We start from the raw sequence: 17,957 nt of genomic DNA, 5'->3' as shown, positions 1-17,957 counted from the left end.
TCAGGAATCTTTCCGTGCATTCTGTGGTTATTCCAAGTAAAACCACAATAAAAAAATCACTAAAAAAAGTTCAGAGGGAAAGTCTGACATCATTGCGTATCTGGGCAACCGAATTGCCGCCCACAAACACGCGAACAATGCCGCCGCTCTCTGACACGGTAACACCAACTGCCGGTGCCACCTTCGTAATCGCCGCAGTTGCCAGATGGCGGCCGCCAAGTCCGCTCTGCAGCTTCACATCACGACCGTCCGCATCAAGATACCGGCCTGAGGCTGCAATGACTCCGTTTTTGTCGAGGATGAACACACCGTCAAGCTGGGCAAACTCCTTGACGCTCTCCCAGTTTTCTTTTATTCTCACATCGCGGACCGATTCAGGATGACCCTCATATGGATTTAAGACACCCTGGTGCGACCAGCGTTTCAGCTCCTCGATATCGCCCATGATAAAGGCAGTACCGATCGCCCGTCCCTCGCGTCCCTCACGTGAGATCTCAAGAGCGAGGGACAGGACCGCATGCAGTGCATCAATATCTGCGATCTCTGCATACTGTTCGATATTGAACTGATCATTCGTGTCCTCGATGTCATAGATCAGGAGAGCATACGGAAACACCGCGACAAGCGTCCCGCTCTGGGCCTTGGTTAAAATCCGATATTGAACAACGGCATCGATGATATGGTTGGAACAGTAGTCAACCAGCGCCACCATGGTATGATCACGCAGAATTTCCGGCTGGATATCGCGAACCCAGACAACCGGAGTCTCAAGCACAACATCATTGTTTTTGTTCAAGAATGAAATAATTGCAAGAGCGTCCACAGTTCTCGCAAGCTCATCCGCTGCAAGAAGCAGTGTACGATCCTTTTCCTTCATATTACCTCCTTAACCAGCAGTGGAATCTCCGACGGACGGGTTGCAACAGGAATGCCGAGATCTTTCAATCGCTCAATCTTAGAGGCAGCGTCACTTTCACCACCCTCAACGATCGCTCCCGCATGACCCATGCGTTTCTCCTTCGGCGCAGAAATTCCGGCAATGTAGGCAACAACCGGCATCCCGAGACAGGCCGCACGTTTTGCTCCGCGAATCTCTAAGTTCCCGCCGACCTCGCCGATCAGAACCGTGGCACGGGTTTTACCGTCTGCAACGAACACATCCATCACATCCGAAAACGTCTGGCCGATGATCGGATCGCCGCCGATGCCGATGATGCCGGACTGGCCGAAACCTGCGAGCGACAACTCGGAGATCACTTCATACGTCAAAGTTCCACTGCGTGAAATTACACCAATATCGCCTTTGCGGCATAAATTGGTTGGGGTGATACCAAGTTTGCATTCCCCCGGAATCAGGAAGCCCGGACAGTTCGGACCGATAACCTTCGTGCCGCAGGTTCGTGCGTACGAAATTGCCCGCATCACGTCATGCACCGGAATGTGTTCGGTGATGACAACGACTGTTGGAATCCGTGCGTCAGCAGCCTCCATGATCGCATCCCCGCAGCCGCCTGCAGGAACGAAGATAACAGACGCACCGATATCATGGTGATCCATTGCGCTCCACACCGTGTTGTACACCGGAACGCCGTGAACCTGCTGACCGCCTTTTCCCGGAGTCATGCCGGCAACAACGCCGCGGCCGCCAACCTCTTTTGCGTACTGATTCATCAGATTGATGTGGAATGCACCCTGCGAACCGGTAGCGCCCTGCACCAGAATTTCCGTATCCTTGTCTGCATAGATCATTTGTTTGCCACCTCCACAGCAGCGCGGATCGCCTGATCCATGGTGTCAAGCATCAGGTATCCCTTCTCTTCAAGCAGCCGTCTGCCCTCGGCCTCATTGGTACCGGCAAGCCGGACGATGACCTGCTGGGGAACGCCTGCATCAATAATGCCGCGTGCAACCTCGTCACAGCGGGTGATGCCGCCAAGCAGGTTGACCACGATAACCTTCACGCCCGGCATGGACGCAACAAGACGGACCGCACGGGCAACACGTTCAAACCCTGCGCCGCCACCGACGTCAAGGAAGTTTGCGGCTTGACCGTTGTAGTGGGCGATGATATCAAGTGTCGCCATCGTGAGACCGGCGCCGTTACCGATCACACCGATGTCTCCGCCAAGCTCCACATACGAAAAGCCATGCTTCTCAGCCTCGGCTTCACGCGGGGTCAAGTCGCGGTTCTCGGAGATGCCCTGACGATCAAGGGCGTTGTCGTCAAGAACAATTTTCCCGTCTGCTGCAATGACTCCTTTGGGCGTCATGACCAGAGGATTGATCTCGGCAAGGATTGCATCGGTCTTGCAGTAGACATGGTAAAGCGCGTTGATGACCGGGCCGATGGATTTTGGTGCAGAGCCCAAAACATTTCGCATGATGAAGTCAGGGACATCGGTGAAGCAGGGGTCGATGAACGCACGGTGAAGTGCATCGGGCTGCTCTTTTGCAAGCGTCTCGATCTCAACACCGCCCTCTTCAGAGAAAAGGATGACCGGCATCTTGGCGGAACGGTCGATGGTGATGCTGAGATAGTATTCATGCTGGATCTCAAGCGCCTCTTCGACCAGAACGAGTTCGACCGGCAGGCCTTTGATGGTTTTGCCGAACAGTTCCTTTGCAACCTCGCTGATGTTTTCCTCGGTCGCAGGGAGAATGCCTCCTGCTTTGCCGCGGCCGCCGACATCCACCTGTGCTTTGAGCACGACTTTGTCTGCAACACGGGCCTGGGCACTTGTTGCTTCGCCGGCGCGGGTGATGAGTTCACTGTTCGGGACCGGTATGCCTGCGTCCCGGAAGATCTTTTTTGCTTCGTATTCGCGGAATTTCATGTTCTCTGTTCTCTTACCAGTTCCATGCCGATGGAAAGGGCTTTTTTGTTGTTTTCTTCGGTGCCTTTGGGAACGCTGTCAAGGACTGCGTGTTCAAGCGCTTCGTAGCTGATGATGCCTGTTGCTTCAAGGATGCCGCCAAGCATAACGACGTTGGCAAAGACCGGTTTTCCCAGTCTTGCCTTTGCCTCCGAGGTCGCGGGAACCTCGTAGCAGAGGCAGTCGGGGCGGCTGGTGACATAGCCAGGGTCAATGAGCATGACTGCATCCTTGGGTGCTGATGAGCCGTATTTTCTGTAGGCCTCTTCAGACATGATGGCATAGATGTGCGGATCGGTAACTTTTGGGTAATGGATCGGCTCATCAGAGATGATGACGGCTGATGCACTTGCGCCGCCGCGGGCTTCAGGGCCGTAGCTCTGGGTCTGCACAACGTATTTTCCGCCGTAGAGTGCGGCGGCACGTCCGAGGATGACTGCGGCGGTGATGATTCCCTGACCGCCGAGTCCGGAGAAGCGGATTTCATTTCTCATGGTCTGCCTCCGAGAACCGGATTGCTGCGCCTCACCAGCTCGCCGACAACGAACTTGCCTGGTTCAAGCGGGATGCCTGCTGCTTTGTTGCGGTCTGCTTTGTCTTTGAGGATCGAGTTTGCCCGAAGTGCATCAACCATCTGGGAGACCTGACGCATTTTGTTTTTGCTGCCGAACGAGGTCGGGCACTGGGTCATGACTTCGATGAAGGAGAGGCCCGGTGTTTCAATTCCTGCACGAATAGCCTGTGTGAGCTCCTTCACATGGTATGAGGTCCAGCGTGCGACATAGTTTGCGCCGGCAGCTTCTGCGACTGCACAGAGATCGAACGGCATTTCACGCATGCCGTACGGGGTTGTGGTGGAGATCGCACCGTATGGTGTGCAGGGGCTTCCCTGACCGCCGGTCATGCCGTAGATATTGTTGTTCATGCAGACAACCGTGAGGTCGATGTTTCTGCGGCAGGCATGAATGAAATGGTTGCCGCCGATTGCGGAGAGGTCGCCATCGCCAGTGAAGACGATGACGTCGTGATCAGGTTTCACCATCTTGACGCCGGTTGCAAACGGCAGAGCTCTGCCGTGTGTTGTGTGCAGGGAGTCGCTTGAGGTGTAGCCGGATGCACGTGATGAACAGCCGATGCCGGAGACGAAGGTTGTTTTGGTCCGGTCAAGGCCGAGTTCGTTGGTCGCACGAAGGGTGCAGTTGAGAATTGTTCCGTTGCCGCAGCCTGCACAGTAGATGTGGGGGAGCCGGTCCTGCCGGTACCATTCTTCGAGGGTCATAACACAACCTCCGTCACAGGAGCCTTCGCAGTCGCTGCAACGTCTGCGGCATGCTTGAGTTCTGCTACGGTGTGGAGCGCTCCGCCAAGTTTTGCGGCGGTGACGATCGGAACATTGGTGTGCATGCGGACCTCGCGTGCCATCTGGCCGAGATTCATCTCAGGAACCACGAACGCTTTGGCAGCCCCGAACTCGCCAAGTTTCGCGTCAGGGAACGGCCAGACGATTCTGAGGTTTAAGTGGCCGTAGATCCCTGGATAGTCTGCAAGAAGCTGCTGGACTGCACGGGTTGGTGCGCCGTAGCTGATGAAGACGATTTCAGCGTCAGGGTTTACGATGTCAACATCTGCGATCTCGTTTCTTGCATCCTCAATTTTTCGCACCATTCTGCGGACAACTTTTTCATGAAGGTCTGCGGAGTCGGTTGCCGGATATCCCCGCTCGTCATGGGTAAGTCCGGTTACGTGAACGCCGAGACCGCGACCGAATGTTCCAAAGCCGGGAACACCATCAGGCCCCGGTCTGAAGGGAAGCTCTCCTTCGAGAAGTTCGCGGCGTGGAGTAATCTCGACATCTGATCTGAGAATGACTTTTTCCCGCATGTGGCCGATGGTTTCATCGGTCATGAGAAAGACCGGGGTTCTGAACCGGTCGGCGAGGTTGAAGGCTTTGACGGTCAGGTCAAACATCTCCTGAACCGATGAAGGAGCAAGGGCGATGATGCTGTAGTCGCCGTGCGAGCCGAACCTTGCCTGCATCATGTCGCCCTGCGCTGCCATGGTGGGCTGGCCGGTGGAAGGGCCGCCGCGCTGAACGTTGACGACGACGCAAGGGGTTTCGGTCATTGCTGCATAGCCGATGTTTTCCATCATGAGGGAAAAGCCGGGCCCAGATGTTGCAGTCATGGTGCGTGCACCTGCCCATGCGCCGCCGATGATTGCGGCCATGCTGGCGAGTTCATCCTCCATCTGAATGAAGGTGCCGCCGATTTTGGGAAGGCGGACAGCCATTCGCTCAGCGACTTCGGTTGAAGGGGTTATAGGGTAGCCTGCGAAGAATCTGCATCCTGCGGCAATTGCTCCTTCGGCACATGCGGTGTTTCCGTTGAGGAACTCAGTTTTATCGGTCAATATTCAATCACCACTTTATGTGCTTCGTAGGGTTTTTCCTCGATCCATGCAATTGCCTGATCCGGACAGGTGAGCTGGCACATGCCGCAGAGCTGACGGCCGTAGATCTTCTGCAGCCGGCAGTTGGTGCAGCGCTCAGGCTGGTCAAGGGCGGGTATTACGTAGCCGCGGGGACCCGGGCGTTTTCCTTCCTGAAAAATCCGGTAGGGACACACCATGGTGCAGAGGTTGCAGCCTTTGCAGCGGTGTTCATCGATGACGAGCTTCATTAGATACTGCTTATATTATGCGTTTTGGAAAGGCTAAAAGTTCTCGTATGAGTACTTGAATATTGAGAGGGTATGTGAGTGGATAGCAGAGTGCACGCGCGAGAGTTTTTTGGAAAAAAAAGTGTCAGTGGAGTTGTGATATTTTGTGATGGATGGTTTTGGCATTCGTATTTTTTGGACTGGTCATTTCAAGTGAGATAATTTTCGAAGAACAGATTATTTTTGAATCCTTTGCATCACAGAGATGCAGACATTATCGCACTTACTACTGTTTAGGACAGTAATTATTTATCCAGCTGTATCCTATCCAGATACCATAAATTCCGACAGAACTTTTGCCGGATGTTTTGGATACAATGAAACAACATCGGAAAAATTCTGCCGTATCTCCGGTAATTGCAGTCATGCTGATACTTACGCTGACAGTAGTCATGGCCGGAGTCGTAGGGGTGGCAGTCCTATCGATCGGAAACCTGAACGGAATGCCAACGGCAGGTATTGTGATTGCAGAAAAAAACGATCTGGTTACTATCACCCATTATGCCGGAGATTCACTAAAGGACGGCACATACTCGGTGATTGTGGACGGGACTGATAAAACGAAGGAGTTCAGGGATGCAGGATCTGACGACGGCTACTTCGGGCCGGGAGATATTCTTTCATGGATAGTCAACAAAGATTCCCTCCGGCATATCGCAGTGGTGTACAATGGTGAGAAAGGATCATTCCTGCTTGCAGAAAAATGGTTTGAGGGTATCGCGGCTGAAGGCGACTTGAATGCCGCGTTTATCATGAGCTCTGAGACAGGTTTTTCCAGAAGTAACATGCCCTCACCACTGCAGGCCACAGCAGCTGAACTGACCGGAGGATACCCAATAACCGTTTCGTTCACGCCTGAGGAGACATCTCCGGACGCAGAGTACTGGTGGACATTTGGAAACGGCCAGACATTAGACACCAACAGCCCGAAATATACCTACGAGTCCAAAGGAGAGTACATCGTCACGCTGAAGGTTACCAACAAGACGAGTGGAAAATGGAGTAGCTCTTCACAGAAGATCAGCGTGCGGGAACCAGGGTTAACAGCAATGACATGGGTAAAGCGTGTTGGAGATACACCAAATAACACTGCTCCTGCTCAATCATTTTATTTCCGTGCTGATAGTCCGAGTGCAGGAGCTTTGCCCATCTGGGGATTTCAGGTTGGGACGAGAGATGCATTTGAGTTCAAACTGAAAACATTTGAAGGATCGGCGGATTATCTGCTAACCACATTTTCCCCGAAAAAAGATGTCTGGTATCATCTTGCCGGTACCAGCAATGGAAAACAGGGCATCTTTTATGTCAATGCCTCCGGAGAATTTATTCAGTACCCGGGAGGTGGGCTCGGCAACATTCGTCCAATATCAGGGAACCCAGAACTTACCGGCGACACATACAGGATATCTGGAGATAAATATCAGATAGACGAGTCATATGAACTCCATTTCCCTCTCTCACTGTCGGAAATATCCATCATATACAACTTACAAAAAGAGAGTCACGCGGGCATGTAATGCTGGATATCCATTTCAACCCAGTAATTGCCGTCAGCGAACCATGAAATACATTCACACAACCCAATCGTTTATCTTATCACCGTTGAACGGGAATAGATTAGATACAAAAGGGGGCCCCTCCCCCACGTGGTGAATACGCGAAATATGGTTGCAGACAACTATACCCCCGAGTCGGTCGCCGAAGCCGTCCGAAAATATGACGGAGTCAGACGCAAGCAGGCGATCGGCAGTCTGGTGCGATCACTTCACATCGACAACATCGACGTCGTCGCCTCCTACGGAGAGGATGCTGCCGTCATTCAGAACGGCAGAACGGCACTGCTGCTTGCCGCAGACGGCATCTGGAACAAACTCATGGAGGTGGACCCGTACTGGGCAGGATACTGCGCCATCCTTGTCAATGTTCATGACATCGCCGCAATGGGCGGTCGTCCGGTTGCCATGGTTGATGTACTCTCAGCCTCAGACGACGCTATCATGACAGAGGTCAGCCGCGGCATGCATGACGCCGCAGTCGCCTTTGATGTCCCCGTCGTCGGCGGACACCTGCATCCTGACGCACCCTACAATGTCATCGATGTATCCATCCTCGGCGTTGCCGAACTGGAAAATATCATCTACAGCAGCAAAGCCCAGCCGAATGACGCCATCATCGCAGCAATAGATCTCAAAGGCCGTATTCACCCCTCGGCACCCATGAACTGGGACTCGGTCACCATGAAAACATCCGATGTCCTCCGCTCCCAGATATCAGTCATGAAAGACCTCGGCGAACGCCACCTCCTCACCGCAGGAAAGGACATCTCAAACCCCGGCGTGATCGGAACCCTTGGTATGCTCATCGAATCCAGCGGTGTCGGCGCAGTTGTTGATCTTACCGCAATCCCAAGACCCGACCTTGATGCCCTTGGCATCACCTTTGAACAGTGGGTCCGCATGTATCCCGGCATGGGATTTATCATGACCGCAAACCGGTCAGATGTTGAAACAGTCTGCAAAAAATTCCGCAAAACCGGCATGGCAGCTCAGGTGATCGGGACAGTGACCAGCACCAAAAAATTTACCCTTGTGAAGGGAGAACAGGAAACTGTACTCTTCAACTTCTGTGAAGAAGGCATAACAAACATATGATCACCATCGGTATCGGATGCAGCAGTGACGCAGAAAAGGTTCTTTCAAGTGCGGAGCGGGTAGCAAACGACAAACTGCACATTCACTGCTACTGCGACGCTGAAACTGCCGCAGGGCGTGTTACAGGACCATTTGTCAAGCTGACCGCATGCAAGACACCGCATCAGCAGATTGTCGACGATCTAAACGCAGGAGTAATTGACGGAGCGGTTCGGGGAACACTTCCGGCAAACGATACGCTCAGGTATCTCAAAACCGCATGCAAAGTTACGCGGCTTGAACGCGTCGCACTTCTTGAAACAGCTGATCATCAGAAATTTTTCCTCGCACCGGTCGGAGTTGATGAAGGATGGACGGTTTCAGAGAAGGTATCTCTTGTTTCAGATGCACGCGAACTCGCACGTCACTTCGGAATCTCAGAGAAAACTGCCATCCTTTCCGGAGGTCGGCTCGGTGATATCGGCAGACACAAAATCGTTGACAAAACCATTCGTGACGCAGAGGAGGTCGCAAGACTTACCGGTGCACACCATGGAGAGATTCTCATCGAGGATGCGGTCAAAAACTGCGGTGTCATCATCGCCCCTGACGGTATCTCCGGCAACCTGATTTTTCGTACTCTGACCTTCCTTGGACACGGTATCGGGCATGGTGCGCCCGTAGTCAATATATCTCCCGTATTTGTGGACAGTTCGCGCGCATCGGCCGGATATGACGGATCACTTCGTCTTGCGGCAGCGCTCGCAGTCGGGAAAAAACAATAATTTTCACCCCATTTTGAAATTCAACCAATATTAATCGCCAATATCTTATATCGCCAATTATATGTGCACAAAATCAGATTCAATGCAAAATAACGTGCAGACAGCAAAAAAAAGTTGTTTCTTGAGATATATTTATATATTATTTTGAACTATTTTTTCATTGGTAATATTTATGGCAGACTTACCAAAAGCAGCAGTTGTCAGACTTGCAAAGAAAGCAGGTGCAGACCGTGTCGGTGAAGATGCAGCAGACGCACTTGTAGCAAAGGCAGAAGCATACATCGAAGAGATTGCAAAGCAGGCATTTGAACTTGCCCAGCATGCAGGTCGCAAGACCATTAAGGCAGAGGACATTGACCTCGCCACTAAAGAATAATACTGATTTTATCTAAAAATCAGGGGTGTGGAATTACTGCCTTTAGGGTGGTGTTCAGGATGACGGTATCCATTTGGATACCGCAATATATCCTTTCCTCAAAGACTTGTTTTACCATTTATTTGTTCGTGATCTGGTTTTGTGTAGTTAACCAAAGCCGAAAAAATCTGAACGATGCAACTCATCATCACGTAACTTCTAAAAAATTCGTCATGGCAGATCCTTTCATTTGTTTTGCAGAAGTTCACTGCTGAAAAATTTAAAAAAAATAGAATGGCGAAAAATTACGCCTTGTGCAGAACAATCAGACCTGAATCGCTGGTCAGCGTCTGGCCGTCGCTGGAAAGTTTGTAGGTTCCTGCGGAAAAGTGCTTGTCAGAACTCATAACCTTATACGTGTTGTCTGCCGTTTTTTCCCAGGTAAACATCGTTGTAGCTGCGGCAGGAGAGAGATCGGTGTGGAATGCGATGGAGCCTGTACCATCGTTCACGAACTGAACGGAAACATATACACCAAACACCGGCGTGGTCTCCCAGTTGCCGACGACCGGATCAGCACCGACACATCCGGCAACAGAGACCATTGCCAGTGCCACACAAAGCACTGCTGCAAGTAAAATCTTTTTCATAGTACATTACCTCTCAGTCACATCATATATTTTTTGTGAAATAACTAAGGAGAGAGATTGACAACTCGTCGTATGAGAGCATCCTTCATTGATGAATGGGACAGGGACCACCAAAGGCGCAAACAAAAACGAAACAATGCCCAACAAAAATTTGGTACATTCATCCATATTTTTCACAGGTTGGTGTAATAAGAAAAAAAGAAAAAAGATCAGAACAAGCGTCTGTGCCATTTTCTGATCTTCTGCAATGCAGAGTCCGTATACGGGGGATAGCGAAGGGCTGGGTCTGAAGATTTTTTCCTGTGAACCACAGTCTGCTTGCGGGAGAAGGTGTCTACTGAGTATTTTCCATGGTAGCAGCCCATACCGCTTGTGCCAACGCCGCCGAACGGTGCGTTGCCGTTTGCTGCCTGAATCATCACATCATTGATGCAGACACCACCGGAAGGATGGCGTGCAATCATCTGTTCGGCAAATGCCATGTCAGAGGTGAACAGATAGAGGGCAAGAGGAGTTGGCAGGAGCAGTTCGTTCAGATCAGATTTTGTCCTCCAGGTGATCACCGGAAGGATCGGGCCGAAGATCTCCTCATGGGTGATCGGATCACCAAAGGATGCAGACAAGATCACCGGCGTGAATCTGCGGTCGCCAGGATTGTGCATGCCGCACTGTTTGAGAATGCGTTCCGGATCGCAGTAACCGAGAAGCCGGTTGTATGATTCTGTTGTGATAATTTTTCCGTAGTCAGGACTCATGGCAGGATTTTCGCCATAGAATTTTTCAATCTCTTCGGCAATTTTATCGACAAGAATGTCGCGGATTGAGTCATGCACCAGAAGGTAGTCTGGGGCAACGCAGGTCTGGCCGGCATTAGCACACTTTCCCCAGGCGATGCGCCTTGCTGCTGCATCAAGATTTGCCGTTTCATCAACAATACAAGGATTTTTGCCGCCAAGTTCCAGTGTTACCGGCGTAAGATTTCTGGCTGCAGCCTCTGCAATAATTTTTCCGGTCGCAAGGCTGCCGGTGAAGAAAATGTAGTCATACGTGTCGTCAAGGTTCACTTCCCTGAAGACCGAGACCCATGAATCAGGGAAAACTTCGGAGAGGATGGTCTTCATGATCCGAAACGTTTCCGGCGCACGCCGTGAAGGTTTTGCGGCGACAACGTTGCCGCAGGCAACTGCAGCTGCGAGCGGCTGCATCAGGAGAAGGAAGGGATAGTTCCAGGGAGCGATAATGAGCACAAGTCCGTGCGGAACGGTACGCACCTCGGTAGTTGAAGAGAAGAGGAACAGCGGTGTTTTAACTTTTTCAGCCTTCGTCCACTTCCCGAGATTTTTTTCAAGAGTTGCAATCTCCTGCAGTACCGGCGCAATTTCAAAGGCATAGGCTTCAAATGCAGGTCTTCCAAGATCGGCTTCAAGCGCCCGCAGAATCTCAGGCTCGTGGCGTTCGATTGCCTGCCGAAGATGAGCAAGTGCGGTTTTTCGCGATGCGAGCGGGCGGGTCGAACCGCCGGCAAAGTAGCTTCGCATCTCATCAAGCGTCATTAGGTGAAAATAAGATCTGTTGGTATAAATCCTCTCTGTATGTGATGATTTTGCATCTTTGATCTCAGGTTGCCCACGGAAAATACTGCAACAGACCGCACGTTTAATACCGGTAAACACGATATGCATCGTAATGATAGCCCAACAACTTACGAAAATATCTATCGAGGGCTTTCGCTCGATCGAAAAGATCGACATACCACTTGACCGCATCAATCTGCTTATCGGACCGAACGGTTCGGGAAAAAGCAATGTCCTCAGCATCTTTGAACTCCTGCATGCCGTAACCTTAGGCAGACTCCAGAAGTTTGTCGAAGAGAACGGAGGTGCTGAGATACTCTTCCGCTATGGTACCGGCAGGACGGAAAAAGTCCGGATCACAGCAGAGTTCGGCGACAGTTTCTATGAGGTGGTGCTGACAGCAGACAAAGAGAACCACTGCAGGATCGAGAGCGAACAGCTGATACTTGCTGCAGGAGAGAAGACGCTGACCTTAAGATCCAGGGATACCTTGGAGACCGGTGTTTTCACCAGAGTGGATGAACATCCGTCATGTGAAAGTTTTCGTCTGCATCTTCAGAGCTGGACCATTTACCGGTTCAAACAGCGGTGCACCAATCATGACGATGACAAACTTGTGCGGTTCCTTCACATGCTGAAGACCACCGAGCCGGATCATTATGACAAAATTGTTGATACGGTTCGTCTCGTGTTTCCCCAGTTCGGCGACTTTGTGTTCAAAGAAAATGGAGATACACCATCCATATACTGGATGGACAAAAACTCAGAAGGCTACGCATTTCCTTTTAGCGCTCTTTCGGGAGGGACTGCACGATTCGTTGCCCTTGCAGTTCTTTTGATTCAGCCGTGTCCGCCGAAACTGATACTCATCGATGAGCCGGAACTTGGACTGCACCCGTTTGCCGTTGCGGCTCTGGCTGATCTGATCAAGTTCGCCGGAGAAAAATCCCAGCTCATCGTCTCCACTCAGTCGGTTCAGCTTCTCAATGCATTTGATCCGGAGACCGAGGATGCGGAAGGGTGCAGCATTCTTATCGTGGAAAATCATAACGGCGCAACAACCCTGACCCTGACAACGCCGGAGAGTCTTGCGGACTGGATCGAGGAGTACAGCATCGGAGAGCTGTGGCAGATGAATATACTTGGAGGCAATCCGTGACGCTTCTCCTGAAGATACATGTCGAAGGATTCACCGAAGCCTCATTTGCGGCACATATTCTCCGACCGTATCTGGAAGGACTTGGATGCAGCATAACTGTTGTCATCAACAAAACCAGCAATGCCCATGGTGTTGCCCATCGCGGAGGACTGAGCCATTATGAACAGTTTCGCATCAATACCCGCCGGCTTCTCAAAAACAAAAATGCCGTGGTGACCACGATGATCGATTACTACGGACTGCCGGCTGATTTTCCCGGCATGGGAAACATCAGCGACTATCCTACTTCGTATGAGCGGGTCAGATACTTGGAGCGGATGCTGGATGAAAACATCAGCGGAGAGGACGTCCCTGATGACAACTTCATTCCCTACATTCAGCTTCATGAGTTTGAAGCGCTCCTGTTCTCCGACATTGCTGCAATTGATAAAGTGCTCTCGGTCGGCAGGAGTTCTCACTGCAAAGAGCTTAGAGAGATCCGCAGAAACTTTGAACCCGAAGAGATCAATACGAGTCCTGAAAGTGCGCCATCAAAGCGGCTGAAACGATTGTATCCGAGGTACTCAAAAACGGTTGAAGGAATTTTAATCGCAGAAAAGATCGGGCTCGCAGACATTCGCAGGCAATGTCCTCACTTCAACGAATGGCTCACCGAAGTCGAGCGGGTCGTTGCGATCAAGGGCGTATGTGCTGTGGATCATGTGTGATGATATAAACGCGAATCGCACGCCATTCCGTCGTGCTCACTGCTTCGCAGAATAGCGCGAATAAAAATCGCCAATGGCGACTTTCAAAAAAAGAAATTGATCGTGATTTTATCTAAAAATAAGTAACTTAGTATTTCCCTAAAAATCGCCATTGGCGATTTTTTATTCTGCGAAGCAGTGAGCACGACGAAACGGCGTGCGATTCGCGCTATTCGCGTTTCAAAAATTAAAAAAAAATTATGCTGATTTCGTCGGGTCAACCCGGCGGACCATCAGCTTCACGTCGCCGGTACCGAGCAGAATCGGCTGACCGACGATGACGTTCTCGGTAACACCGGACAGCTCATCGAACTCGTGAGCGACCGCGGCATCCAGCAAGTGATTGACCGTCACCTCAAAAGATGCACGGGAAAGGACCGACTCCTTCTCACCGGCAATACCGTGACGACCGATCTGTTTGACCTCGCCGTCCATGCACATAATATCTGCAACCAGCATGATGTGACGGAGATCGACCGAGATACCCTGTTCCTTCAGCGTCGAGAACGCTTCATAGATGATAGCAGACCGTGCCGCTTCAATACCCAGAGTTCCGGCAATCTCAGCGATGTTGTTGGTCCTTGTTCTGGTGCAGTCAACACCATCGATCTCAAAGACATCCTTTAAGTTGGAGCCTTCCGTGTGGAGAATGTACTCATCATTCTCCTTTCTGACCACAACACGGCGGATATCATCAATACCCTGCACGATTACCTGACGAACATGCTCTGCCAGCTGGAACAGGTTCTGGTATGACTCCTCGTTCTTTGGCAGGAACCGGAGAATACCATCCTTGTCATCGATCTCGACCTCAAAGTCACGGTAGTGGCGCTTGTCCTTGATCTTCTGCGGGGCACGCTCCAAAATCTCGGCAACCGAGATCTTTCTCTTCTTGCACACCTCGCGGTTGATCTGTACAACCACACACATATCAGCAATATCAGTCTCGATATCGCCGAACTCGTGAAGTGGAGCTGCCTCAATCTTCCAGGACACTTCACGTGCCTTGTCACGGTCCTCGCGATAGCCTTCCTCAAGGAAGATCGTCATGGTCGGCGTGGACGGCTCTTTTCGTGCGTCCATGATCTCGATAAGACGCGGCAGACCTAACGTAACGTTAATTTCAGCGACACCGGCGTAGTGGAAGGTACGCATCGTCATCTGAGTGCCGGGCTCACCAATCGAGTGGGCTGCATTGATTCCCACAGCTTCGCACGGCTGCACACGTGTGCGGTTGTACTCCTGATTGATACGCGAAACGATCTCCTCAAACTGTTCATCAGTCACATCACGTCCGGAGTCATTTTTGGCGATCAGAATCTTGGTAAGCTCAGTTGTGGTAGAGACCGGCATGTCCTCGTCAACCAGACGGCGGACACGGCTCTTCAGCCGGTCAAGGTTGACTAACTCCATCTCCTCAGGGGTCTTACCCTCAAGCCAGATGCGGATCTGATCAAACAGAGTCTTTGGCAGATTCCACTCGCGCAGCATCTTTGCAACACTGCTCTCAGGAACCTCGATCTCGGAAGCAGCTTTCTTTCCTTTTTTGGATCTTGACTTTGCCTCGTCGTCCTCATCCTCAAACTCATCGGTTTCTTCGACGATCTCTTCAATAACCTCGATCTCCTCGACCGGCTCAGGGATGCCTGCCTCGTACTGACTGATCACTGCGTCCTCAAGGGAGTCGCCGAACCGGTCTTCATTTTCCTCGACCGGTTCCATCGGGATGTCTTCATCGATAAAGGTCGGTGCAGGGAATGCAGCCGGCTCTTCTGCCTTCTTTCTTGGCGCCATTTTACACTGCCTCCTTTAACACTGACTCGGCGATACCTTTCACATCGACCGGCAGACCGGATGCGGACTTTGCCGGATCGGTTCCATCCTCACCATACTTGAACTGAATGATCTTGCCTCCGGTACTGCGGACAGTTCCATCGTACGCGACCTTCAGATCCTGCAGAGCGTTGATCATACGGCGCTGCAGGTAACCGGACTGGGATGTACGGACTGCAGTATCCACAAGACCTTCACGACCTCCGATTGCATGGAAGAAGAACTCGGTCGGGGTTAAACCTGACTTGTAGGAGTTGCGGACGAATCCGTGTGCGTCTGATCCCTTGTCGCCGCGCTTGAAGTGCGGCAGGGTGCGGTCCTCGTAACCACGAACGATACGCTCACCACGCACTGCCTGCTGACCGATACAACCTGCCATCTGTGCCATGTTCAGCATGGAACCACGGGCACCGGATACTGCCATTACCACTGCAGAGTTTTCAAAACCTAAGTGGCGGGATGCAATTTCTCCGGTACGGTCACGGGCCTTACCGAGCTCCTTCATCACCTGCATTTCAAGCGTCTCTTCCTGGGTTCTTCCCGGCATCGGCTCAAGATGTCCCTGTTCGTAGATGCTGATACGCTGGGCCACGTCGGATTCTGCCTTGTCAAGCACATCACGGATCTGTTTGTACTCCTCTTTACCGAGATCGGTATCGTTGATACCGTACGAGAAACCGTTGATCATGATTGCACGAATCGAGAGCTTCGTTAAGTCGTCAATGTACTCACGGGCACGCTTCATGCCGTGCAGGCGGATGATACGGTTCAGAATTGCACCGTCCATTGCTCCGACAGACTTTTTGTCAATCGTTCCGGTAAGCAGCTGACCGTCCACGATTCTGACGTATGCGTCATGCGGACAGTGGGTGTCCTTCGTACACGGGTCACAGTTACGGCAACAGGTTGCCTTGTAGAACATATTGACATCAGTTGGCAGAATCATTGAGAATGCCTGCTTGTTGCTCCAGTACGGGGTTCCGTCCTCGCCGATCATGCCAGGCTCAGGAAGGTGCTCCATTGGAGTGTACTTCAGGAGATAGAGGAACTGGGATTTGGTGTACCACTTCATCTGATTGGTGAGGAGGAAGATACCGGAGATGTGGTCGTGAAGACCGCCGATGATCGGACCGCCGAATCTTGGTGAGAGAATGTTTTCCTGAACCGCAACGAGAAGCTCTGCTTCCGCACGCGCCTCTTCGGTCTGCGGGACGTGCAGGTTCATTTCATCACCATCAAAGTCTGCGTTGTACGGGGGACACACAGCCGGGTTTAAGCGGAATGTTCTGCCGTTCATCACTTTGATGTGATGGGACATGATGGACATTCTGTGCAGAGACGGCTGACGGTTGAAGAGAACGATATCGCCGTCACGAAGCTGGCGGTCAATCTTCCATCCAGGCTCAATCATCTCTGCGACGGTGTCACAGTTGCCTTCGACTCCTGAGATCAAACGAATACGTCTGCCGTCAGGACGGTTAACATAGTTTGCACCGCAGGGGTCACGAAGGGTCGGGCGGTTTGGACCGATCCGGATCATGGACCTGATGTCTTCGATGTTCTGTTTGGTTACGCGGACCGGAACAGACATCTCGTTTGCGATTGCCAAGGGGACACCGACCTCACCGATGGAGAGGTTCGGGTCAGGCGAGATAACCGTACGTGAGGAGAAGTTGACACGCTTACCGGACAGCGAACCGCGGAACCGGCCGTCCTTTCCTTTCAGTCTCTGGGAGAGCGTCTTTAAGGGACGTCCCGACCGGTGGCGGGCAGGCGGACATCCGGCAACTTCGTTGTCGAGGTATGTCGTGACATGGTACTGCAGAAGTTCCCACAGATCCTCAATAATGAGCTGCGGAGCACCTGCATCCTGATTTTCCTTGAACCGCTGATTGATTCTGATGATATCAACAAGCTTGTGGGTCAGGTCATCTTCAGACCGCTGACCGTTCTCAAGAATAATCGACGGACGGACCGTTACCGGCGGAACCGGAAGGACGGTAAGAATCGTCCATTCCGGCCGGGCAACGGTTGGGTCGATACCGAGAAGACGGAGGTCGTCGTCGGTGATCTTTTCCAGACGCTCGCGGATGTCAGCGGAGGTGAGTTTGTGCTCGGTCTTGTGAACCTTGCCGTCCTCACCGGTCTCGGTGACAACTTCTACGAAACTCGTCGGCTTCTCAAAGTTGATCTTGAACTGCTGGTCACCACAGTACGGGCAGACGCGCTCCTTTTTGATGTCCTTCTCACCGATGGTTTCGGCAGAGTAGGGATCGTCTTCCAGTGCACTGAACCGTTCGATCTCTTCTTTGTCAAGAAGGAGACGACCGCACTCACGGCAGGTCACACGCAGAAGTTTTCTGATGAGTCTCGTGTAGCCGACGTGAATGACCGGCTTTGCGAGATCAATGTGGCCGAAGTGGCCGGGACAGTCGCCCTGCTTCTGACCGCATGTTTTGCAGCGGAGACCCGGGTCGATGACACCGAGGCTCGGGTCCATCAGACCTTTCGGGTACGGGAATCCATCGTCGTCATAGGTGTCAGGCCAGATGACCTTGCAGACACTCATGTCGCGGATCGCTTTTGGGGAGAGCAGACCGAACTCAATCTTTCCGATTCTCTTTGGGCTGGTCAT

The 17,957-nt window shown here is 51.9% G+C and carries 17 protein-coding genes; 6 read left to right on the top strand and 11 right to left on the bottom strand.

What is annotated here, in order from left to right; genetic code table 11:
- Positions 1–70: 70 nt before the first annotated feature.
- From McpAg1_RS03510 to McpAg1_RS03480, 7 genes are read right to left on the bottom strand one after another with little or no spacing between them, the layout of a single operon-like run.
- Positions 71–877 (bottom strand): DNA integrity scanning protein DisA nucleotide-binding domain protein, encoded by an 807-nt coding sequence (locus tag McpAg1_RS03510; protein WP_338093912.1) that lies wholly within the window; start codon positions 875–877, stop codon positions 71–73.
- Complete coding sequence (sucD, locus tag McpAg1_RS03505) at positions 874–1,749, bottom strand: succinate--CoA ligase subunit alpha (RefSeq protein ID WP_338093911.1); 876 nt, start codon at positions 1,747–1,749, stop codon at positions 874–876. The genes McpAg1_RS03510 and sucD overlap by 4 nt, the downstream gene beginning before the upstream one ends.
- Positions 1,746–2,834: an ADP-forming succinate--CoA ligase subunit beta gene (sucC, locus tag McpAg1_RS03500; protein WP_338093910.1), complete on the bottom strand. Its 1,089-nt coding sequence runs from the start codon at positions 2,832–2,834 to the stop codon at positions 1,746–1,748. Before sucC ends, sucD begins: the two co-directional genes overlap by 4 nt.
- Positions 2,831–3,367 (bottom strand): 2-oxoacid:acceptor oxidoreductase family protein, encoded by a 537-nt coding sequence (locus McpAg1_RS03495; RefSeq protein ID WP_338093909.1) that lies wholly within the window; start codon positions 3,365–3,367, stop codon positions 2,831–2,833. The genes sucC and McpAg1_RS03495 overlap by 4 nt, the downstream gene beginning before the upstream one ends.
- On the bottom strand, positions 3,364–4,152 hold the full coding sequence (locus tag McpAg1_RS03490) for a thiamine pyrophosphate-dependent enzyme (RefSeq protein WP_338093908.1): 789 nt from the start codon (positions 4,150–4,152) through the stop codon (positions 3,364–3,366). Before McpAg1_RS03490 ends, McpAg1_RS03495 begins: the two co-directional genes overlap by 4 nt.
- On the bottom strand, positions 4,149–5,282 hold the full coding sequence (locus tag McpAg1_RS03485) for a 2-oxoacid:acceptor oxidoreductase subunit alpha (protein WP_338093907.1): 1,134 nt from the start codon (positions 5,280–5,282) through the stop codon (positions 4,149–4,151). Before McpAg1_RS03485 ends, McpAg1_RS03490 begins: the two co-directional genes overlap by 4 nt.
- Positions 5,279–5,551 (bottom strand): 4Fe-4S dicluster domain-containing protein, encoded by a 273-nt coding sequence (locus McpAg1_RS03480; protein ID WP_338093906.1) that lies wholly within the window; start codon positions 5,549–5,551, stop codon positions 5,279–5,281. The genes McpAg1_RS03485 and McpAg1_RS03480 overlap by 4 nt, the downstream gene beginning before the upstream one ends.
- A 356-nt stretch (positions 5,552–5,907) precedes the next feature.
- Here McpAg1_RS03480 and McpAg1_RS03475 point away from each other — a divergent pair, with 356 nt between their 5' ends.
- The 4 genes from McpAg1_RS03475 (at position 5,908) to McpAg1_RS03460 (ending at position 9,381) form a co-directional block, all read left to right on the top strand.
- The gene (locus tag McpAg1_RS03475; RefSeq protein ID WP_338093905.1) at positions 5,908–7,107 is read left to right on the top strand and encodes a type IV pilin domain-containing protein; all 1,200 of its coding nucleotides are present in this window, start codon (positions 5,908–5,910) and stop codon (positions 7,105–7,107) included.
- Between the two features lie 147 nt (positions 7,108–7,254).
- Positions 7,255–8,241: a methanogenesis marker 2 protein gene (locus tag McpAg1_RS03470; RefSeq protein WP_338093904.1), complete on the top strand. Its 987-nt coding sequence runs from the start codon at positions 7,255–7,257 to the stop codon at positions 8,239–8,241.
- On the top strand, positions 8,238–9,005 hold the full coding sequence (gene mtxX / locus McpAg1_RS03465) for a methanogenesis marker protein Mmp4/MtxX (protein ID WP_338093903.1): 768 nt from the start codon (positions 8,238–8,240) through the stop codon (positions 9,003–9,005). Before McpAg1_RS03470 ends, mtxX begins: the two co-directional genes overlap by 4 nt.
- 172 nt (positions 9,006–9,177) lie before the next feature.
- Positions 9,178–9,381, top strand: a complete 204-nt coding sequence (locus McpAg1_RS03460; protein ID WP_338093902.1) for a histone family protein — start codon at positions 9,178–9,180, stop codon at positions 9,379–9,381.
- 284 nt (positions 9,382–9,665) lie between these two features.
- Here McpAg1_RS03460 and McpAg1_RS03455 read toward each other — a convergent pair whose 3' ends face one another.
- Together McpAg1_RS03455 and McpAg1_RS03450 are read right to left on the bottom strand one after the other, a co-directional pair.
- Positions 9,666–10,010 carry a DUF2147 domain-containing protein gene (locus tag McpAg1_RS03455; RefSeq protein ID WP_338093901.1) on the bottom strand — a complete coding sequence of 115 codons (345 nt, stop codon included), beginning with the start codon at positions 10,008–10,010 and terminating at the stop codon, positions 9,666–9,668.
- 209 nt (positions 10,011–10,219) lie between these two features.
- Positions 10,220–11,563 (bottom strand): aldehyde dehydrogenase family protein, encoded by a 1,344-nt coding sequence (locus McpAg1_RS03450; RefSeq protein ID WP_338093899.1) that lies wholly within the window; start codon positions 11,561–11,563, stop codon positions 10,220–10,222.
- A gap of 133 nt (positions 11,564–11,696) precedes the next feature.
- On the opposite strand from McpAg1_RS03450, the gene McpAg1_RS03445 reads away from it, so the two are divergent.
- Together McpAg1_RS03445 and McpAg1_RS03440 are read left to right on the top strand one after the other, a co-directional pair.
- Complete coding sequence (locus McpAg1_RS03445; protein ID WP_338093898.1) at positions 11,697–12,743, top strand: AAA family ATPase; 1,047 nt, start codon at positions 11,697–11,699, stop codon at positions 12,741–12,743.
- Positions 12,740–13,450 carry a DUF4276 family protein gene (locus McpAg1_RS03440; RefSeq protein ID WP_338093897.1) on the top strand — a complete coding sequence of 237 codons (711 nt, stop codon included), beginning with the start codon at positions 12,740–12,742 and terminating at the stop codon, positions 13,448–13,450. The genes McpAg1_RS03445 and McpAg1_RS03440 overlap by 4 nt, the downstream gene beginning before the upstream one ends.
- Positions 13,451–13,687: 237 nt before the next feature.
- Here the strand turns inward: McpAg1_RS03440 and rpoA2 are convergent, their stop codons facing one another.
- Together rpoA2 and McpAg1_RS03430 are read right to left on the bottom strand one after the other, a co-directional pair.
- Complete coding sequence (gene rpoA2 / locus McpAg1_RS03435; RefSeq protein WP_338093992.1) at positions 13,688–14,842, bottom strand: DNA-directed RNA polymerase subunit A''; 1,155 nt, start codon at positions 14,840–14,842, stop codon at positions 13,688–13,690.
- Positions 14,843–15,284: 442 nt separating this feature from the next.
- Positions 15,285–17,957, bottom strand: a complete 2,673-nt coding sequence (locus tag McpAg1_RS03430; protein WP_338093896.1) for a DNA-directed RNA polymerase subunit A' — start codon at positions 17,955–17,957, stop codon at positions 15,285–15,287.

It is taken from the genome of Methanorbis furvi (assembly GCF_032714615.1).
Lineage (GTDB): Archaea > Halobacteriota > Methanomicrobia > Methanomicrobiales > Methanocorpusculaceae > Methanocorpusculum > Methanocorpusculum furvi.
Note: the sequence above shows the minus strand (reverse complement) of the source record. Positions and strands in the feature narration are given on the sequence as shown.